Origin of the sequence: Streptomyces sp. NPDC020807, from assembly GCF_040641575.1 — a bacterium.
Lineage (GTDB): Bacteria > Actinomycetota > Actinomycetes > Streptomycetales > Streptomycetaceae > Streptomyces.
Genome location: NZ_JBFADU010000024.1, coordinates 1 through 15,630 on the forward strand (window position 1 = coordinate 1; position 15,630 = coordinate 15,630).

The window sequence follows — 15,630 nt, forward strand, 5'->3', positions numbered from 1 at the left end:
CCCGATACTGGGTGTATCGGGGTGATCCCGACAACGCGGCGAGCGTGCGTGCCGGGCGCCGCCGGGCAGGCGCCACTTTCGACACACGCCCTAGGGCGGGGCTCCTCAGCCGCTCACGCCGGCCGGGACAGGGTCAGGGCCACGGCCTGTCCCTCGATGCCCCGGGCCAGCGCCACCGCGTGCCGCGGAGCGGTCTCCCGGGCACTGCCGCGCACGAGGTCCAGGCCGGCCGCGCACCGGGGGTCGGGACGGTCGAGGTTCGAGGTCGCGGGCACGACCCCGTGGTGCAGGGCCAGCGCGGCCACCGCGGCGTTCAGCGCACCGCCGCCGCCGACCAGATGCCCGGTCTGCGGCTTGGGCGTGCTGACCGGGACCGCGCCGGCCGCCGCGCCGAGCGCGGTCCGCAGGGCGGCCGCCTCGCTCGCGTCGCCCGCGACGGTCCCCGAGCCGTCCGAGGCGATGTAGCCGACGTCGCCGGCGTCCAGCCGCGCGTCCTCGAGGGAGCGGCGCACCGCCCGCGCGAGACCGCGCCCGCCGGGGTCGACCGCCGGCGGCGTCCGCCCGTCGTGCCCGGCGCCGTAGCCGGTCACCTCGGCGTAGATCCGCGCACCGCGCGCCAGCGCCGCCTGCTTCTCCTCCAGGACCAGCAGCGCCGCGCCCTCACCGGGCAGCCCGCCGCTGCGGTCGAGGTCGTAGGGCCGGTAGGCCCGCTGCCCCTGCTCGTTGCGGGTGGTCAGGATCCCGAGCCGGTCCAGCAGCGTCATCGACCACCAGCTGGTGGCGTCGTCGTAGCCGCCGGCGATCGCCACGTCCGCGTCCCCGCGGCGCACCGCGCGCATGGCCCGGCCGATCGCGGTCGCACCGGCGTCCGCGTACCCCGCGAAGAAGGTGCTCGATCCCCGGATGCCGTACGTCTGGGAGATGTTGAACACCGCCCCCGCCGGCAGGCCCTCGACGAAGAACAGCGGCGGCATGATCACATCACCGTGCCGGGCCAGGTGCTCCAGGTCGGCCGTGCCGTCCGGGCGGCGGATCACCTTCAGTTCCTCGATCAGCTGCTCCATGCGGCCCAGCGACTTGTTTCCGCCGAGGTACAGCCCCGCCCGGTGCCCGAGCTCCCCGCCGCCGGCCTGCTTGTGCGCCAGACCGGCGTCGTCGAGCGCGAGCCGGGCCGCCGCCAGCGCGAGCCGGTCACCGCGGTTGACGGTGCGCAGCTGCCGCTTGGTGGCGTACCGCTCGGCGTCGAAGCCGCCGATCTCACCGCCCAGGCGGGTCTGCAGCGGCGCGGGGTCGTACTCCCGGATCGGGCCGATCCCGCTCTCGCCGGCCACCAGCGCCTTGAAGTTCGCCTCCGGGCCCTCGCCCAGCGCGGTCAGCAGGCCGATGCCGCTGATGACGACCTGACGTCCGCTGCCGCTCATCGCGCTCCTCCTGCGTGTCGCTGTCGGATGGTGGTGGTCATCGCTTCTCCTCGTAGCGGCCCACGACCAGCCCGACGTTGGTGCCGCCGAACGCGAACGCGTTGACGAGCGCGTGCCGCACCTGCCGCCTGCGGGCCGTGTTCGGGACGAAGTCCAGGCCGAGCCGCCGGTCGGGCGTCTCCTGGTTGATGGTCGGCGGCACCACGCCGTGGTTGATCGCCCCGACCGCGGTGAGCAGGCTCAGCGCCGCGGACGCCGCCGTGAGGTGACCGGTCATCGACTTCGGCGAACTGATCACCAGGTCCTCGGCGGCGTCACCGAACACCTTCTTGATCGCCGTGGTCTCCGACAGGTCGTTGCCCGGCGTACTGGTGCCGTGCGCCACGACGTAGTCGATGTCGCCCGGCTGGAGGCCGGCGTCCGCGATCGCCGCCTCGATCGACTCGATGGCCCCGCTGCCGTCCGGCGGCGAGTCCGTCATCCGCCAGGCGTTCAGACTGGTGCCGTAGCCCAGGACCTCGGCGAGGATCCGCGCCCCGCGGGCCTTCGCCGAATCCAGCTCCTCCAGGACCAGGACGACACCGCCCTCGCCCAGGACGAACCCGGACCGCTTGTCGTCGAAGGGACGGCTCGCCCGCTGCGGATCGTCGTTGTACTCCTTCGTCAGCGCGCCCAGCAGGCCGAAGCACAGCACGTCCAGCCAGGTCGTCAGCGAGTCGTAGCCGCCCGCCAGCATCAGCTTCGCGTCGCCCTCCTGCAGCGACCGGAACGCCTCGCCGACCGCGTGCCCCGACGCCGAGCAGGCCGTCGACACACCCAGCATCGGACCGGTCGCGTCCAGCATCCGCGCCATCGCCGCCGACGCGATGTTCTGGCTGTAGGCCAGCGACGCCTTCGGCGCGAACGTGGAGAACGCGTCCGCCCGGCCGGTGGCGTCGCGCAGCGCGCCGACGTCCACCAGCCACTGCAGCGGAGGCCGGTCCACACAGGCGCCCATGGCCACACCCATGTCCGCGCCGTCGTACGTGCCGGCGTCCACCCCGGCGTCGCGCAGCGCCTCCCACGCGGCGCCGACACCGAACGTCCCGGGCCGCAGCAGGTCCCGCAGCCCCACCGAGGCGGGCACCGCGTCCTGGACCCGGTAGTCCTTGACCTCACCGGCGATCGTCACGTCGAAACCGGTGGTGTCGATCGTGGTGAGCCGGCCCACCCCGCTGCGCCCCTCGACCAGCCCCTGCCAGGTGCTCGGCGCGTCGTTGCCCAGCGGCGTGACGGCACCCACACCGGTGATGACCACCCTGCGGCTCATCGCGGCGCCTCCGTCTCGTCCAGCCTCATGCCTTCTCGTCTCCTTCTCCCGAATCCGTCGTGTGGACTGGCGTGTCGTGCGGGGGCGCGGGCGTGCACACCATCACGGCGTGCGCGACGGCCAGACCGCCGCTGTGGCTCAAGGTGATGTCCAGGGAAGCCATCCCGAGGGACCGGGCCACCACCTCCACCTCGCCGTACAGCCGCACCTGGGGACGGCCGGCGCGGTCGTTGACGACCTCGATGTCCGTCCACTCCATGCGCGGGCCCATGCCGGTGCCCAGGCTCTTCAGCACGGCCTCCTTGGCGGCCCACCGGCCGGCGAGGTGCTCACCGGCCCGCTTGCGCCGGTAGCAGTAGGCCAGCTCGCGGGCGGTGAACACCCGCTCCCGAAGCTCCGGCTGAGAAGTCATCAGCTCCTCGACCCGGGAGACCTCGGCCAGGTCCATGCCGGTGCGCACCCGCAGCGGCGGCGGGGCGGTGGCGTGCGGTGACCCCCCCGCCCCCCGCTCACGCAGCGGCCGCGGCGAGGGCGGCACGCTCAGCCACCAGATCCGTCAGGTTCTGGACGGTGAACAGGGTCAGCACTTCGTCCGCCGTGATCTTGCCGGCGAGCTCCACGACGTCGATCTGCGGGAGCGACTTCTTCAGCTGCGCCAGACCGACCTCGTTGATGATGTCGTTCTCGTCGGCGAACTCCTCGTCGGGGATCCCGCCCTGGAGCAGCTCGGCGATGTCCGACACCTTGATCTTCACGTCCGCGGCCTTCTCGATGCGGAACAGCACGTCGAGCAGGTCGATCGACTCCGCGTCCAGATCGCCCAGGAGCGTCGCCTCGGGCACCGCCTCCTCGACGTCGATACCGAGCGCGTCGGCGACCGCCTGCTGCACGATCGCGCCGAAGTCCTTACCGTCGTACGACATCTCTCTCAACCCTTCGTAGAAAACTGCCGGAGGAACAAACCGCCGCGTGCGCGGACCGGCCGCGCACGCCGTGCGTCAGGCCACCGGCTCCGGCCACGTCGCCGGAGCCAGTTCGCCGTGGAGCGCCGTGAGCCGGCGCGGGTCCCCGGTGGATCGTGTGCGGGCCTCGCCCAGGGTGCGGCGGGCCAGCCCGCTCAGCACCCGGCCGGGTCCGATCTCGGTGTACGCGCCCACCGGGTGCCGTGCCGCGGTCCGCAGCACCTCCACCCAGCGGACGGGGCCCGTGAGCTGGCGGCGCAGCAGTTGCCTGGCCTCCTCGCCCGAGCCGACATAGGTGCCGGTGACCGAGCTGATCACCGGCAGCACCGGGTCGGCGAACGCGTGCAGCGACAGCGCGTGGGTGAACTCCTCCTCCACCGCCTCCATCAGCGAGCAGTGGAACGGGGCGCCCACGTCCAGGCGCACGACCTTCTCCGCCCCGGCGTCCAGCGCCGTCCTCCCGGCCGCCTCGACGGCGTACTCGTGCCCCGAGATGACGGTCTGCAGGGGCTCGTTGTAGTTCGCGACCTGCACCAGGCCGACGCCGCCGGCGCTCGCACAGGCGGCCAGCACGTCCTCCGCCGGCAGCCCCAGCACCGCCGCCATCGCCCCGGGCACCTCACGGGCCACCTCGCCCATCAGCCGCCCGCGCAGCCGCACCAGTTCGAGGGCCGACTCCAGCGACAGCACCCCGGCCGCCACCAGCGCCGGATACTCGCCCAGACTGTGCCCGGCCGTCGCCGCCGGCCGGTAGCCGGCCGACTCCAGCAGCTCCCACACCGCCAGGCTGGTCGTCGCGATCGCGGGCTGGGTGATCTCCGTGCGGCCGAGCTCCTCGGCGCCGCCGCTCACGCAGATCTCCGACAGCGGCAGGCCCAGGATCTCGTCGGCGCGGGCGAACAGCCGCCGCGCCGAGGGGTAGGTCTCCAGGAGGTGCCGGGCCATCCCGGGCCGCTGGGAGCCCTGCCCGGGGAACATCGCCAGGCACCCGGTCTGCGTACCGTCACCGGGGCCGGTCCAACCGGTCATCGGGTCGTCCTTTCACGATTCGTCGCGGGGGTCCGCTCCCAGCCGGCCGCGTCCGGCGCGTCGGCGGGCGGTGTACGGTGCCAGCCGGCCGGCCGGCCCCAGCGGCGCCGCCCGTCGCCGGGCGGCGGGGCCAGCTCGCCGGGACCGCCGCGCAGCGCGGCGAGCACCACGAGCAGTCCGGCCAGTTCCTCCGGTGTCGGGTTGCCCCGCAGCACCGTCAGCGGGACCGTCCCCGGCGCGCCTTCCGGCGCGCGTTGCGACACGCTTGGCGGCGTGCTCCCGGGCGTGGCTCTCGGGGCGCTCACAGGGGCTCGTTCCCGTGCTTGCGCAGCGGCTGCCGGGCCCGCTTGGTCCGCAGCATGTCCAGGGACTTGATCAGCACCCGCCGGGTCTCCGCCGGGTCGATGACATCGTCGACGTGCCCGCGCTGAGCGGCGACGAAAGGATTCATCAGCTGCTCGGTGTACTCCGCGACCAGCTCCTTGCGCAGCTTCTCCGGCTCCGCCGCCTCACGCAGCTGCCGCCGGAAGATGATGTTCGCCGCACCGTCCGCGCCCATCACGGCCGTCTGGTTCGACGGCCACGCGAACGACAGGTCCGAGCCGATCGACTTGGAGTCCATCACGATGTACGCGCCGCCGAACGCCTTCCGCAGGATCACCTGCACCCGCGGCACGGTCGCCTCGCAGTACGCGTACAGCAGCTTCGCCCCGCGCCGGATGATCGCGTTGTGCTCCTGGTCGGTGCCCGGCATGAACCCCGGCACGTCCACCAGCGTCACCAGGGGGATGTTGAACGCGTCGCAGGTCCGCACGAACCGCGCGGCCTTCTCCGAGGAGTCGATGTCCAGCACCCCGGCCATCGCCGCCGGCTGGTTGCCCACGATCCCCACCGTGTGACCGTCCAGCCGCGCCAGCGCGCACACGATGTTCGGCGCCCAGGACTCCTGGACCTCCAGGTAGTCGCCGTCGTCGACGATGTGCCCGATGACCGTCCTGATGTCGTACGGTGCCCGGTCGTCGACCGGCACCAGGCTCAGCAGCTCCTCGCACCGCCGGTCCGGATCGTCCTGCGGACGCTCGTACGGCGGCGTCTCGGCGTTGTTCGACGGCAGGTACGACAGCAGCTCCCGCACGTTCTCGAAGCAGAACTCCTCGTCCGGCGCCACGAAACTGGCCACACCCGTCCGCGTGCCGTGCGTGTACGCACCGCCGAGCTCCTCGTGCGTGACCTTCTCGCCCGTCACCGCCTGCACCACGTCCGGCCCGGTGATGAACATGTTCGCCATGCCCTCGACCATGAACGTGAAGTCCGTCAGCGCCGGCGAGTACACCGCACCGCCCGCACACGAACCGAGCACCACACTGATCTGCGGCACCACGCCCGAGGCGCGCACGTTACGGGCGAACAGCTTCCCGAACCCCGCCAGCGCGTCGATGCCCTCCTGGATCCGGGCCCCGCCACCGTCGTTGAGACCGATGACCGGCGCGCCGACGGAATCGGCGAAGTCGAGCAACTGGTGGATCTTCGCGGCGAACGTCGCACCCAGCGCGCCGCCGCGCACCCGGGCGTCATGGGCGAAGACGAAGACCGTACGGCCGTCGACCTCGCCCCAGCCCGTGATCACGCCGTCGCCCTCGGGATGCGAGTTCTCCATGCCGAACCCCACCGCCCGGTGCTCGGCGAACAGGCCCAGCTCGGTGAAGGTGCCCGGGTCGAGCAGCCTCTCGATCCGCTGGCGGGCCAGCAGCTTTCCCTTGGAGAGATGCCGGGCGTCGGCTTCCGGGTCGTGCCCGAAGTGCGCCTGCGCCCTGCGGGCGGCGAGCTCGCTGGTCAGATCGGTCATCGTGGCCGCACGTGCCGGTGTCGGAGGCCGGCTGTCCGAGTCGGTCCTGCCGAGGTCCGGCAGCACGGCTGCGGGAGTGTCCGGAGGCGTCATTGCGGTCCCACTCCTTCCTGCCCTGTCGCGTTGGTGGCTTCGAGAAGGACTCTCCACCGCCGGGGTGGGAGCGGGACTGGAGCGCCTCTTGAAGACCGGTGTACTGCCAGGTCGCCCCGCCTCACACGGCCGGGCACCCCGCCCCGCCCGCCTCACACGGCCACGGCCCGCCCCGCCTCCTCCAGCACGCCCCCGCGCCCCGCGCCCAGCTCCTGCGCGAAGCTGCGCTGCAGCCCGTCCAGCCGGTAACGCGTCGGCAGCTCCGCCCCCGCCGGCTCCGCCACACTCAGGAAGTGCGCCTCCACCAGCTGCTCACAGGCGTCCTCCACGGCCGCGAAGTCCTTGCCGAGCACCGGGCACACCAGATACGCGTCGAACTCCGGCACCGGCAGATCACCCAGGCACCGCAGCGCCTCCCGCGCGTCGTGCGGCAGCGCCTTGAACGAGGCCGTGAAACTCGCCCGCACACTCAGCGAACTGTGCGCCAGCTCGTCAAGCCGCCGCCCCTCGTCACCGAGCCGCTCCGCGTACCGGCTCAACGACCAGTGCGGCCGCCCGTTCAACCGCAGCGCCGCCGCCCGCAGCGCCAGCGGCAGCCCCCCGCAGTACCGGGCGATCGCCGCCGCCGCCACCGGCTCCCGCTCGACCCGCTCCGCCCCCAGCATCCGCGCCAGCAGCCGCACACTGTGCCCGTGCGGCAGATCCGGCAGCGCGAGCACCCGCGCCCCCAGCGGCAGCCCCAGCCGCCCCCGGCTCGTGATCAGCACCGCGACCCCCGCACTGTCCGGCAGCAGCGGCTGCACCTGCGCCTCGTCGGCCGCGTCGTCGAGGACCAGCAGCAGCCTCCGCCCCGCCAGCGCCAGCCGGTACACCTCCGCCCGCTCGTCGGGATCGACCGGAAGCCCGCCCGGATCCGTCCCGAGCACCCGCAGCAGCCGGCCCATCACCGCGTACGGATCCGCCGGCCGCACCCCGCTGCCCCGCAGCGCCGCGTACAACTGCCCGTCGGGAAAGGCGGACCGCACCCGGTGACCCAGCCGCACCGCCAGCGCCGTCTTGCCCACACCGCCGCCGCCGACCACCACCACCGCCGCCGGCCGCGCGTCACCCGGCCGCGTCAACGTCCGCTGCACCGAATCCAGTTCACGCTCCCGCCCGGTGAAGTCCGGCAGATCCAGCGGCAGCATCTGCGGCACCTGCGGCACACCCGGAGCCGCCGGCACGCCCGGAGCCGCCGTCGCGCCCGAAACCGCCGGCACGCCCGGAGCCGCCGTCGCGCCCGAAACCGCCGGCCGGGCCGGAAGCACCGGTACGGTCCCGCCGGCCGCCGGCGCCGCGTCCGCGCCCGGCACCGCACCCGGCACCGCGCCACCCGGGCCCCGCCCGGCCGGCACGGCCGGAAGCCCCGCCACGTCCCCGCGCAGGACCGTCTCGTACAGCCGCTGCAGCCGCCGCGACGGATCCGTCCCCAGCTCCTTGGAGATCAGCCGCCGCATCGACTGGTAGTACTCCAGCGCGTCGACACTGCGCCCCTCCAGGTACAGCGCCAGCATCAGCCGCTCGCACAGCTGCTCGGACAGCGGATCGGTCAGCAGCGCGGACCGCAGCTCCGCAAGAACCGCGCCGGGCCGCCCCAGCCGGATCTCGGCGTCCGCCCACTGGCTGAGCGCCTCGTGGTGCAGCTGCCGCAGCGTCTCGCGCAGCCGCGCCGCCCAGTCGCCCTGCATCCCGCCGAGCGCGTCGCCCCGCCACAGGTGCAGCGCCTGCTGCAGCAGCACACTGCGCTCCCCGTCCCCGAGCCCCTCCCGCTGGGCGCTCTTGAGCAGCCGCCGGAACCGCACCAGATCCACCGCGCCCGGATCGACCGAAACCTGATACCCCGCGGGCGTCCGCACCAGACCGACCGGCTCGGGCAGGCCGACCGACGCACGGGCCAGAGCCCGCCGCAGCCGCGTGATGTAGGTGTGGACGACATTGCGCACCCCCGCGGGCGGCATGTCCCCCCACACCCGGTCGACCAGCGACTCCAGCGTCACCGGCCGTTCCGGATCGACCAACAGGACACCCAGAACGCTGCGTTGGCGCGCGGGGCCCAGATCGGCCAGGGCACCGCCCGTCCACAGCTCTATCGATCCCAGTATCCGGAGCTCCATCGAAGATCCCCCATCCATCAGTGTCCGGAAAGCTAACCTCCGGCCGGTGCAGCGCCCCTTGATTCCCGCTCGCCGCCGGGGGCGGCCCGGGGCGCGGCGGGGAGCTGCGGGGGAGCGGGGCAGGAACCTGCGAGGGGGGCGAACTCCCTTGAAGATCAAGGCCGTTCAGGGCGGAGGCCGGGCACCGGGGGGCCGCTCGCGCGCTTGGTGAGTTTCGGCCAGACTTCGGTACATCTCCACCACGGCGGATGACTGACATTTATCGTAGCGGTCGGCAAGATCGGGACTCGATCCGCCGAAAACGGGGCCGACCGACATGATCAGGACGGGAGCGGCACAAGGGATGCGTACAACGGGGGAACCGGTCGCCACACCTTGCACGCCATCCGCCCAGCCGCCCACGCGGGCCCCGCGGACGCGCCCGGGAGCCACGCTCAGAAGGTGACCGCCCCGCCCGCGGCCCGCCCCGCGCACTGTTCACGCGGAGCCCGCACGCGCGTCACCGACACATGCGCAACGTAGTCCCAGAACGTCGACAGCGTGGTCGCACCATGCTCGCGCGCCCACACGAGGCAATGAAGTAGCCGTGCGGAGAAGGGGGAATGCGGAATGCCCAGGCCAGGCCGTTCGAGAACCCGGCACCCAGGACCGGAGAAACGGATCGGCACCCCGGGACGCGCGGGATGAATTTCCTCCCCCGCCACGGAAACACCGCATCGGGAATCCTCGCCGGTTTATCCCGCCACCCGGGCGCCGACCGACTCCACGTCCAGGCCGAACGGGAAAGCGAAAACCTCATCGCCTCCATGCCGCTGCCCGACCCCTTCGACTTCGACCGGCTCGTGGGAAACATGGCGGAGGCCAGCGGCCGGCGCATCGTCATCCAGCCCATTCCCGAGCACCTGACGGGACTCGACGGCGCGTGCGGCCTCCTCGTCCGGCACGACACCCACCCCGTCGACCTGATCCTCCACCCCGAGGGCTGCTCCCCCTCCCACGAACTGGAACTGAAGGTGCATCAGCTGGTGCACCTGTGGGCCGGGGACCACACCGGCGTCGTCCGCCCCGCCACCCTCCCCGGGCCACCCGCGACGGCGCCGGCCGCCGGGCTCGGCACCCCCGGACCGCTGGAGCGCGACGTGCTCGTCGAACTGCGGGCCGACAAGGCGGCGCGCTACATCAGCCGCAGACGCGGACAACGGCCCGTCGGCGCGGGAACCGCCGTACGCCCCTCGCTCCGCGCGGGAGCGCAGCCCATCAGGCCGTGAGCACCCGCGGGAACGAGGAGGCCCGGGCGGGCCGCCGCCCGGCGGGGAGCGCTACGCCGGGCGCCCGTGCTCCTCGGCGGCCAGGATCTCCCGCATCGTCTCGCCGATGAAGGCCCGCAGCTCGTCCCAGGGTTCGCCGGGCAGGTCCTGCCCCGCGCCGCGCGCGACCATCACGGTGAACTTGTTGCGCACGGCCCGGGTCGACAGGATCAGCGAGTCGACCTCGGGATCGTCCTGCCGGAAGTAGACCGGCGGCACGTCGAAGGCCAGCGCCAGCGCGTCGAGGGCCTCCCTTGCCGGCTCGGCGACCTCCCCGGCCCGCAGCGCCCGGACCACCGCCTCGGTGAGCACCTCGGAGCCGGCCTTGCGGTTGCCCTCGGCGGCCAGGTGCGCGTCGGACGGCGCGCTGCCCCCGTAGGCCTCGGTACGCAGCGACTCCAGCTTCCGCGCGACGCGGGCGCCGTCGGCGGAGGGCTCCTGCCCGGGCTCCTCGGGCTGCCCGAAGGAACGCCGCTGCGCGGCGAGGAGTTCGGCGCGGGTCACCCGGTAGGCGGCCGCCAGCGCGGTCACCGCCTGGTCCGACAGCGGCCGCCGGCCCTGTTCCGCGGCCCGTACGGGCATGGGGGAGGCGGTGAGGGTGTGCTGCGCCGTGTCGGTCTGGGTCATCCCGGCGTCGCATCTCAGGTCGGCGAGATTCGGAGGCCCGGAGCGCGGAAAGAGTTCGTCGAGATCGGCGTCCAGAAATGCGGCGATCGCGGACAGCCGTTCCGGAGGGGGAGACGCCAATCCCTTCTCCCACCGATAGACGGCGTTCACCTTCACGTGAAGCCCGACGGCCAGGCTGGTCTGTGAAAGGCCTTTGGCGACACGGAGGCGACGCAACTTATTGCCGTCGAACACGCGGTCGGGCATAGGGGGTACTCCGTAGCGATGAGGTGTGGAGAAATTATAGGGCCTGGGTGGCGGAAGGTCTTGATATTCGAGACTTCGGCATAATCTTGTGACCCCTCGGTCATGCCCCGCGCGGCGGTGCCGACGGGCCGCTCCGATTGCCGCGGGGCGCATTTCCCCCTTTTCGCCCCCCGGGAGTCCGCGGGCGCGGACGGATCCCCTTTCCCCGCCGGGGAGCGCGCCCCGGCCGCCCGGAAGGGGCACGGCCGCCCGGCCGCCGGCCCACCTTCGCGCGATCCGGTCGAGTCACCCTCGCGCGATCCAGGAGAGCTTGACGCGATCGCAAGAAGTAGATAATTTCTACTCCAGGTGATCGGGGTCGTGGTGTCGCACGGCCTCCCACCCACCCCGGCCGGGGAGAGGGCACGAGCTCAGCGCCCCCTCCCGGGCGCCCGCAGCGTGCCCGTCCCTCGCAACCGCATGTGCGCCACGTCCGAAGAAACACCGGTGCGACAACACCGGCCCTTTTCGGGCGCCACGGTCGACGGCCCCCTTTTTCCGGGCCCGCCCCATCCGTCCGGTCTTCGACCACACCGGACGGCGTTGCCGAAATTCCCGCGTATCCGCACCGGGCGGAATACGGAAGGCCCGTTTTCGCCGCACCGCGGCCAAGCGGGGCCGGAACGCACCGACGCGTTCCGGAAAACCCTCCGCCGCCCGCCGGACATTCCTTTCCCTCTTTTCTGGTTTCCGCGTCGTCACAGGAGGCGATCCGTCATGCCCGCCATCTCCGTCGGTAACTCCCGCATCCACTACACCGTGACCGGCGAGGGTCCGGCCCTGGTGCTGGTCCACGGCGTCGGCAAGGGCGGCCAGGTCACCTTCGGCCACCTCGTCGAGGAGTTCGCCCGCCGCAACACCGTCATCCTCCCCGAGCTGTCCGGCAGCGAGGCCGCGACCGACGACGGCACCCCCCTGACCGTCGAACAGCTCGCCCACGAGGTCGCCGCCGTCATCGAACACGCCGGCCTCGGCCCCGTGGACCTGGTCGGCTTCTCCCTCGGCGGCGCCGTCGTCGCCGCCACCGCCGCCCTCCACCCCGCCCTCGTCCGCCGCCTCGTCCCCGTCGGCGGCCTGGTCAAGACCGACCTCTACATCGAGAACCTCATCGGCCTGACCCTCAGCCAGAAGCACGACCCCATGGCCTTCGGACGCGTGCTCAGCACCACGGCCTTCAGCCCCCGCTTCGTCCGCAGCCAGCCCAGCCTCAAGGACGTCGAGAACCTCGGCGCCGAACTCAGCCCCTCCCCGGGCCGGATCCGCCAGCTCGAACTCCTCGTCAACGTCGACATCCGCGACCTCGTCGGCCAGGTGCGGGCCGAGACCCTCGTCCTCGCCCCGTACCCGGACTCCGCCGTCCCCGCCGAGCACTCCCGCGAACTGGCCGCCGCCATCCCGGACTCCTCCTACACCGAGATCGACAGCGGCCACATGGTCATCTTCGAGAAGCCGGTCGAGTTCGTGAAGCTCGTCCAGGACTTCATCCACAAGCCCTGACCCACCCGGCCCGCCCCCACCAGACCCCACCGCGCCCACCGCACCCCGCAGCGACCTTCCGGGAGGAACCATGGCCAAGATCCTGCTCGCCGTCAGCAGCCACGAGACCCTGGGGGAGACCGGCCAACGGACCGGCTACAGCGTCTCCGAGGCCGCCCACCCCTACAACGTCTTCACCGCCGCCGGCCACGACGTCGACTTCGTCTCCGTGCGCGGCGGCGAACCGCCCGCCGTCGTCTTCGACGGCGAGGAGAACGACCCGGAGATCACCGGCTTCCTCGCCGACGAGACCGTCAAGGCCAAACTCGTCGCCACCCGCCGCGCCGCCGACGTCGACCCCGCCGCGTACTCCGCGATCTTCTACGTCGGCGGCCACGGCGCCATGTGGGACTTCCCCGACTCCCCGGACCTGGCCCGCATCGCCATGGACATCCACGGCCGCGGCGGCGTCATCTCCGCCGTCTGCCACGGCCCGGCCGCCCTGGTCAACCTCCGCCTGCCCGACGGCACCCCCCTCGTCCGCGGCAAGCGCGTCGCCTCCTTCAGCAACGAGGAGGAGAACTCCCTCGGCCTCGTCGAGGTCATGCCCTTCCTCCTGGAGGACCGGCTCAAGCAGACCGGCGCCCTGCACACCAAGGCGCCCATGTACGAGGCCCACACCCAGAACGACGGCCGGGTCGTCACGGGGCAGAACCCCGCCTCCGCCGCCCCCGTGGCGCGCCTCGTCCTCGCCGAACTCTCCCGCACCACCGGCTGAACAGCGGCCACCGGGCCCACAGCCCCACCGGGCCCACAGCCCCACCGGGCCTACAGCCCTCCGGCACGCACCCCGCCGTCACCGCACCGCCCCGCATCCCATCCGTCGCAGACCGGCCCCGGCCCCGCCGCCCGGGCCCCATGGAGGCAGACATGTACGGCTTGATCCAGGTCGCGGGCGTCATCGACCAGTCCGAGGCCGACCTCATCATCGAGGAGGGCGCCGACTGGCTCGGCTTCGCCCTGCGCCTGCCGGCCAAGAACGAGGACCTCTCCGAGGCCGACGCCGCCGCCATCGTCAAGGCGATCCAGCCCGCCACCAAGGGCGTCATCATCACCTACCTGACCGACGCCGACGAGATCGCCGCCTTCTGCGCCGACATGGGCGTCGGCGCCATCCAGCTCCACGGCGACGTCACCCCCGCCGAACTGCGCCGCCTGCGCACCCTCGCCCCCGACCTGTACGTCCTCAAGAGCCTCGTGGTGAAGACGGACAACATCGAAGAACTCCGCGGGATCGTCGAGAGCTCCGCCGAGTGGGTCGACATGTTCATCACCGACAGCTTCAACCCCGCCACCGGCGCCAAGGGCGCCACCGGCCTGACCCACGACTGGTCCGTCAGCGCCGAACTCGTACGGATCTCGCCCAAGCCCCTGATGATGGCCGGCGGCCTCACCCCCGACAACGTCGCCGCCGCCATCGAGGCCGTCCGCCCCGCCGCCGTCGACGCCCACACCGGCCTCGAGGACCCCGCCACCCGCCGCAAGGACCGCCTCAAGGTCCGCACCTTCGTCCGCGAAGCCCGCGCCGCCTTCGCCAAGGTGGCCGCCGAGGACGGACGGAACGCCTCCTGATGGCCACCCACACCGCGCCGCTCCAGGGCGTCACCCACCTCCTGCCCCAGACCGACCGGCTGCGCGCCCTGCACACCGTCGTCCGCGACCGCCAGGCCCGGCGCGAGGAGTTCGTGCCCACCGCCGCCCGGATCATCCGCCAGCTCCTCGACGCCGCGCTCGGCCTGCTCCCGCACGAGCCCCGCGACGTCACCACCCCCGTCGGCCGGACCTACCACGGCCTCGCCCCCGCCGGACCCGTCTACGGCGTGTCCGTCGCCCGGGCCGGCGACAGCATGGAGTCCGAACTGCGCCTGATGGCGCCCGCCACCCGCCTGGGCAAGATCCTCATCCAGCGGGACAAGACCACCAAGCTCCCGCACCTGCACTACGCCGCCCTGCCGGCCGGCATCGGCGAGGGGCACGTCCTGCTCCTCGACCCCATGCTCGCCACCGGCGGCACCGCACTGGCCGCCCTCGGCGTCCTCCTCGACCACGACGTGCCCGAGGAGAACATCGTCTTCGTCAACCTGCTCTCCGCACCCGAGGGGATCAAGGCCGTCCACGACCGCCACCCCGCGGTGCGGATCGTCACCTCCTCCGTCGAGGAACGCCTCAACGAGAACGCGTTCATGCTCCCGGGCATCGGCGACTTCGGCGACCGCTACTTCGGAACCGACGCCCCCGCCTGACCCCGCCCCCTCCGCACCCCGCCGGAGCGCGCGCGACCCCCGTACCCGCCCCGTACGGGGGAAGACCGCCGCTCCGGCCCTCGCCCCAGGAGCACTCCCGTGTCCACCACCGGCGCGTCCTCGCCGACCACGAAGATCTCCATCGTCTACTACTCCGGCACCGGCAACGTCCACACCCTCGCCCTGGCCGCCGAGGAGGCCGCCGCCAAGGCGGGCGCCGAGGTCCGGCTGCGCCGGGTCCCCGAGTACGTCGACGTCTCCCTGGCCCCCGAGTTCACCGAGTGGACCGAAGCGTGGCGGGAGAACGCCGCCGCCATCGCGCACGTCCCGGCCGCCACCGTCGACGACCTCGCCTGGGCCGACGCGCTCCTGCTCGGCGGCCCCGGCCGGTTCGGCATGATCCCCGCCCCGCTCAAGCACTTCATCGACCTCGCCTGGCCCCTCAACGCCCGCGGCGGCCTCGCCGGCAAGGTCATGTCCTCGTTCACCTCCACCGGCGCCCCGCACGGCGGCCAGGAGGCGACGATCCTCTCGCTCAACACCGTCTTCTACCACTGGGGAGGGATCATCGTGCCGCCCGGCGTCACCGACGACATCATGAAGACGCCCAGCAACGGCAACCCCTACGGCGTCAGTTCCGTCTCCGGACGCCAGGCCGTCCCGGGCCGGCTCGCGGAGAACGTCACCGACGACAACCGCGCCGCCCTCGCCCACCAGACCCGCCGGATGCTCGACGTCGCCGACGCCCTGCGCAGGGGCCGCACCGCCCGAGCCGCCGCCGGCCGCTGACAGCACGCCGCCGACCACACGCATTCCCAG

General features: G+C 72.9%; 15 protein-coding genes and 1 pseudogene. 6 read left to right on the forward strand and 10 right to left on the reverse strand.

Features of this window, described 5'->3' with window-relative positions; all coding sequences use genetic code 11:
* Positions 1–113 precede the first annotated feature (113 nt).
* From AB0G79_RS26970 to AB0G79_RS27005, 8 genes are all read right to left on the reverse strand, one after another.
* Positions 114–1,421, reverse strand: a complete 1,308-nt coding sequence (locus tag AB0G79_RS26970) for a beta-ketoacyl synthase N-terminal-like domain-containing protein (protein ID WP_360810767.1) — start codon at positions 1,419–1,421, stop codon at positions 114–116.
* Positions 1,422–1,458: 37 nt separating this feature from the next.
* A complete protein-coding gene (locus AB0G79_RS26975) occupies positions 1,459–2,730 on the reverse strand; it encodes a beta-ketoacyl-[acyl-carrier-protein] synthase family protein (RefSeq protein WP_360810770.1) in 1,272 nt (423 codons plus the stop codon).
* A 25-nt stretch (positions 2,731–2,755) separates the two neighbouring features.
* The gene (gene acpS / locus AB0G79_RS26980; RefSeq protein ID WP_360810772.1) at positions 2,756–3,178 is read right to left on the reverse strand and encodes a holo-ACP synthase; all 423 of its coding nucleotides are present in this window, start codon (positions 3,176–3,178) and stop codon (positions 2,756–2,758) included.
* 61 nt (positions 3,179–3,239) lie between these two features.
* Complete coding sequence (locus tag AB0G79_RS26985) at positions 3,240–3,653, reverse strand: phosphopantetheine-binding protein (protein ID WP_360810774.1); 414 nt, start codon at positions 3,651–3,653, stop codon at positions 3,240–3,242.
* Positions 3,654–3,728: 75 nt separating this feature from the next.
* On the reverse strand, positions 3,729–4,721 hold the full coding sequence (fabD, locus tag AB0G79_RS26990; protein WP_360810775.1) for an ACP S-malonyltransferase: 993 nt from the start codon (positions 4,719–4,721) through the stop codon (positions 3,729–3,731).
* Positions 4,718–4,984: an acyl-CoA carboxylase subunit epsilon gene (locus AB0G79_RS26995; RefSeq protein WP_360810776.1), complete on the reverse strand. Its 267-nt coding sequence runs from the start codon at positions 4,982–4,984 to the stop codon at positions 4,718–4,720. Before AB0G79_RS26995 ends, fabD begins: the two co-directional genes overlap by 4 nt.
* 38 nt (positions 4,985–5,022) lie before the next feature.
* Positions 5,023–6,660, reverse strand: a complete 1,638-nt coding sequence (locus tag AB0G79_RS27000) for an acyl-CoA carboxylase subunit beta (RefSeq protein ID WP_360810778.1) — start codon at positions 6,658–6,660, stop codon at positions 5,023–5,025.
* Between the two features lie 152 nt (positions 6,661–6,812).
* Positions 6,813–8,813: a BTAD domain-containing putative transcriptional regulator gene (locus AB0G79_RS27005; RefSeq protein ID WP_360810780.1), complete on the reverse strand. Its 2,001-nt coding sequence runs from the start codon at positions 8,811–8,813 to the stop codon at positions 6,813–6,815.
* 806 nt (positions 8,814–9,619) lie between these two features.
* On the opposite strand from AB0G79_RS27005, the gene AB0G79_RS27010 reads away from it, so the two are divergent.
* Positions 9,620–10,081: a hypothetical protein gene (locus AB0G79_RS27010; protein ID WP_360810782.1), complete on the forward strand. Its 462-nt coding sequence runs from the start codon at positions 9,620–9,622 to the stop codon at positions 10,079–10,081.
* 51 nt (positions 10,082–10,132) lie between these two features.
* On the opposite strand, the gene AB0G79_RS27015 is transcribed toward AB0G79_RS27010, so the two are convergent.
* Positions 10,133–10,747, reverse strand: a complete 615-nt coding sequence (locus AB0G79_RS27015; RefSeq protein ID WP_360810933.1) for a transcriptional regulator — start codon at positions 10,745–10,747, stop codon at positions 10,133–10,135.
* A 63-nt stretch (positions 10,748–10,810) separates the two neighbouring features.
* Positions 10,811–11,146 (reverse strand): annotated as a pseudogene (locus AB0G79_RS27020) (helix-turn-helix transcriptional regulator); the annotation flags it as partial.
* 603 nt (positions 11,147–11,749) lie between these two features.
* On the opposite strand from AB0G79_RS27020, the gene AB0G79_RS27025 reads away from it, so the two are divergent.
* From AB0G79_RS27025 to AB0G79_RS27045, 5 genes are all read left to right on the forward strand, one after another.
* Positions 11,750–12,529: an alpha/beta hydrolase gene (locus AB0G79_RS27025; RefSeq protein ID WP_360810784.1), complete on the forward strand. Its 780-nt coding sequence runs from the start codon at positions 11,750–11,752 to the stop codon at positions 12,527–12,529.
* Between the two features lie 70 nt (positions 12,530–12,599).
* Positions 12,600–13,286 carry a type 1 glutamine amidotransferase domain-containing protein gene (locus AB0G79_RS27030; RefSeq protein ID WP_360810786.1) on the forward strand — a complete coding sequence of 229 codons (687 nt, stop codon included), beginning with the start codon at positions 12,600–12,602 and terminating at the stop codon, positions 13,284–13,286.
* Positions 13,287–13,438: 152 nt separating this feature from the next.
* Positions 13,439–14,140 carry a phosphoribosylanthranilate isomerase gene (locus AB0G79_RS27035; RefSeq protein WP_360810788.1) on the forward strand — a complete coding sequence of 234 codons (702 nt, stop codon included), beginning with the start codon at positions 13,439–13,441 and terminating at the stop codon, positions 14,138–14,140.
* Entirely contained in the window at positions 14,140–14,811 is a 672-nt protein-coding gene (gene upp / locus AB0G79_RS27040) for a uracil phosphoribosyltransferase (protein ID WP_360810790.1), read from the forward strand. The genes AB0G79_RS27035 and upp overlap by 1 nt, the downstream gene beginning before the upstream one ends.
* 99 nt (positions 14,812–14,910) lie before the next feature.
* Positions 14,911–15,600: an NAD(P)H-dependent oxidoreductase gene (locus AB0G79_RS27045; protein ID WP_360810792.1), complete on the forward strand. Its 690-nt coding sequence runs from the start codon at positions 14,911–14,913 to the stop codon at positions 15,598–15,600.
* The last annotated feature ends 30 nt before the right edge of the window (positions 15,601–15,630 follow it).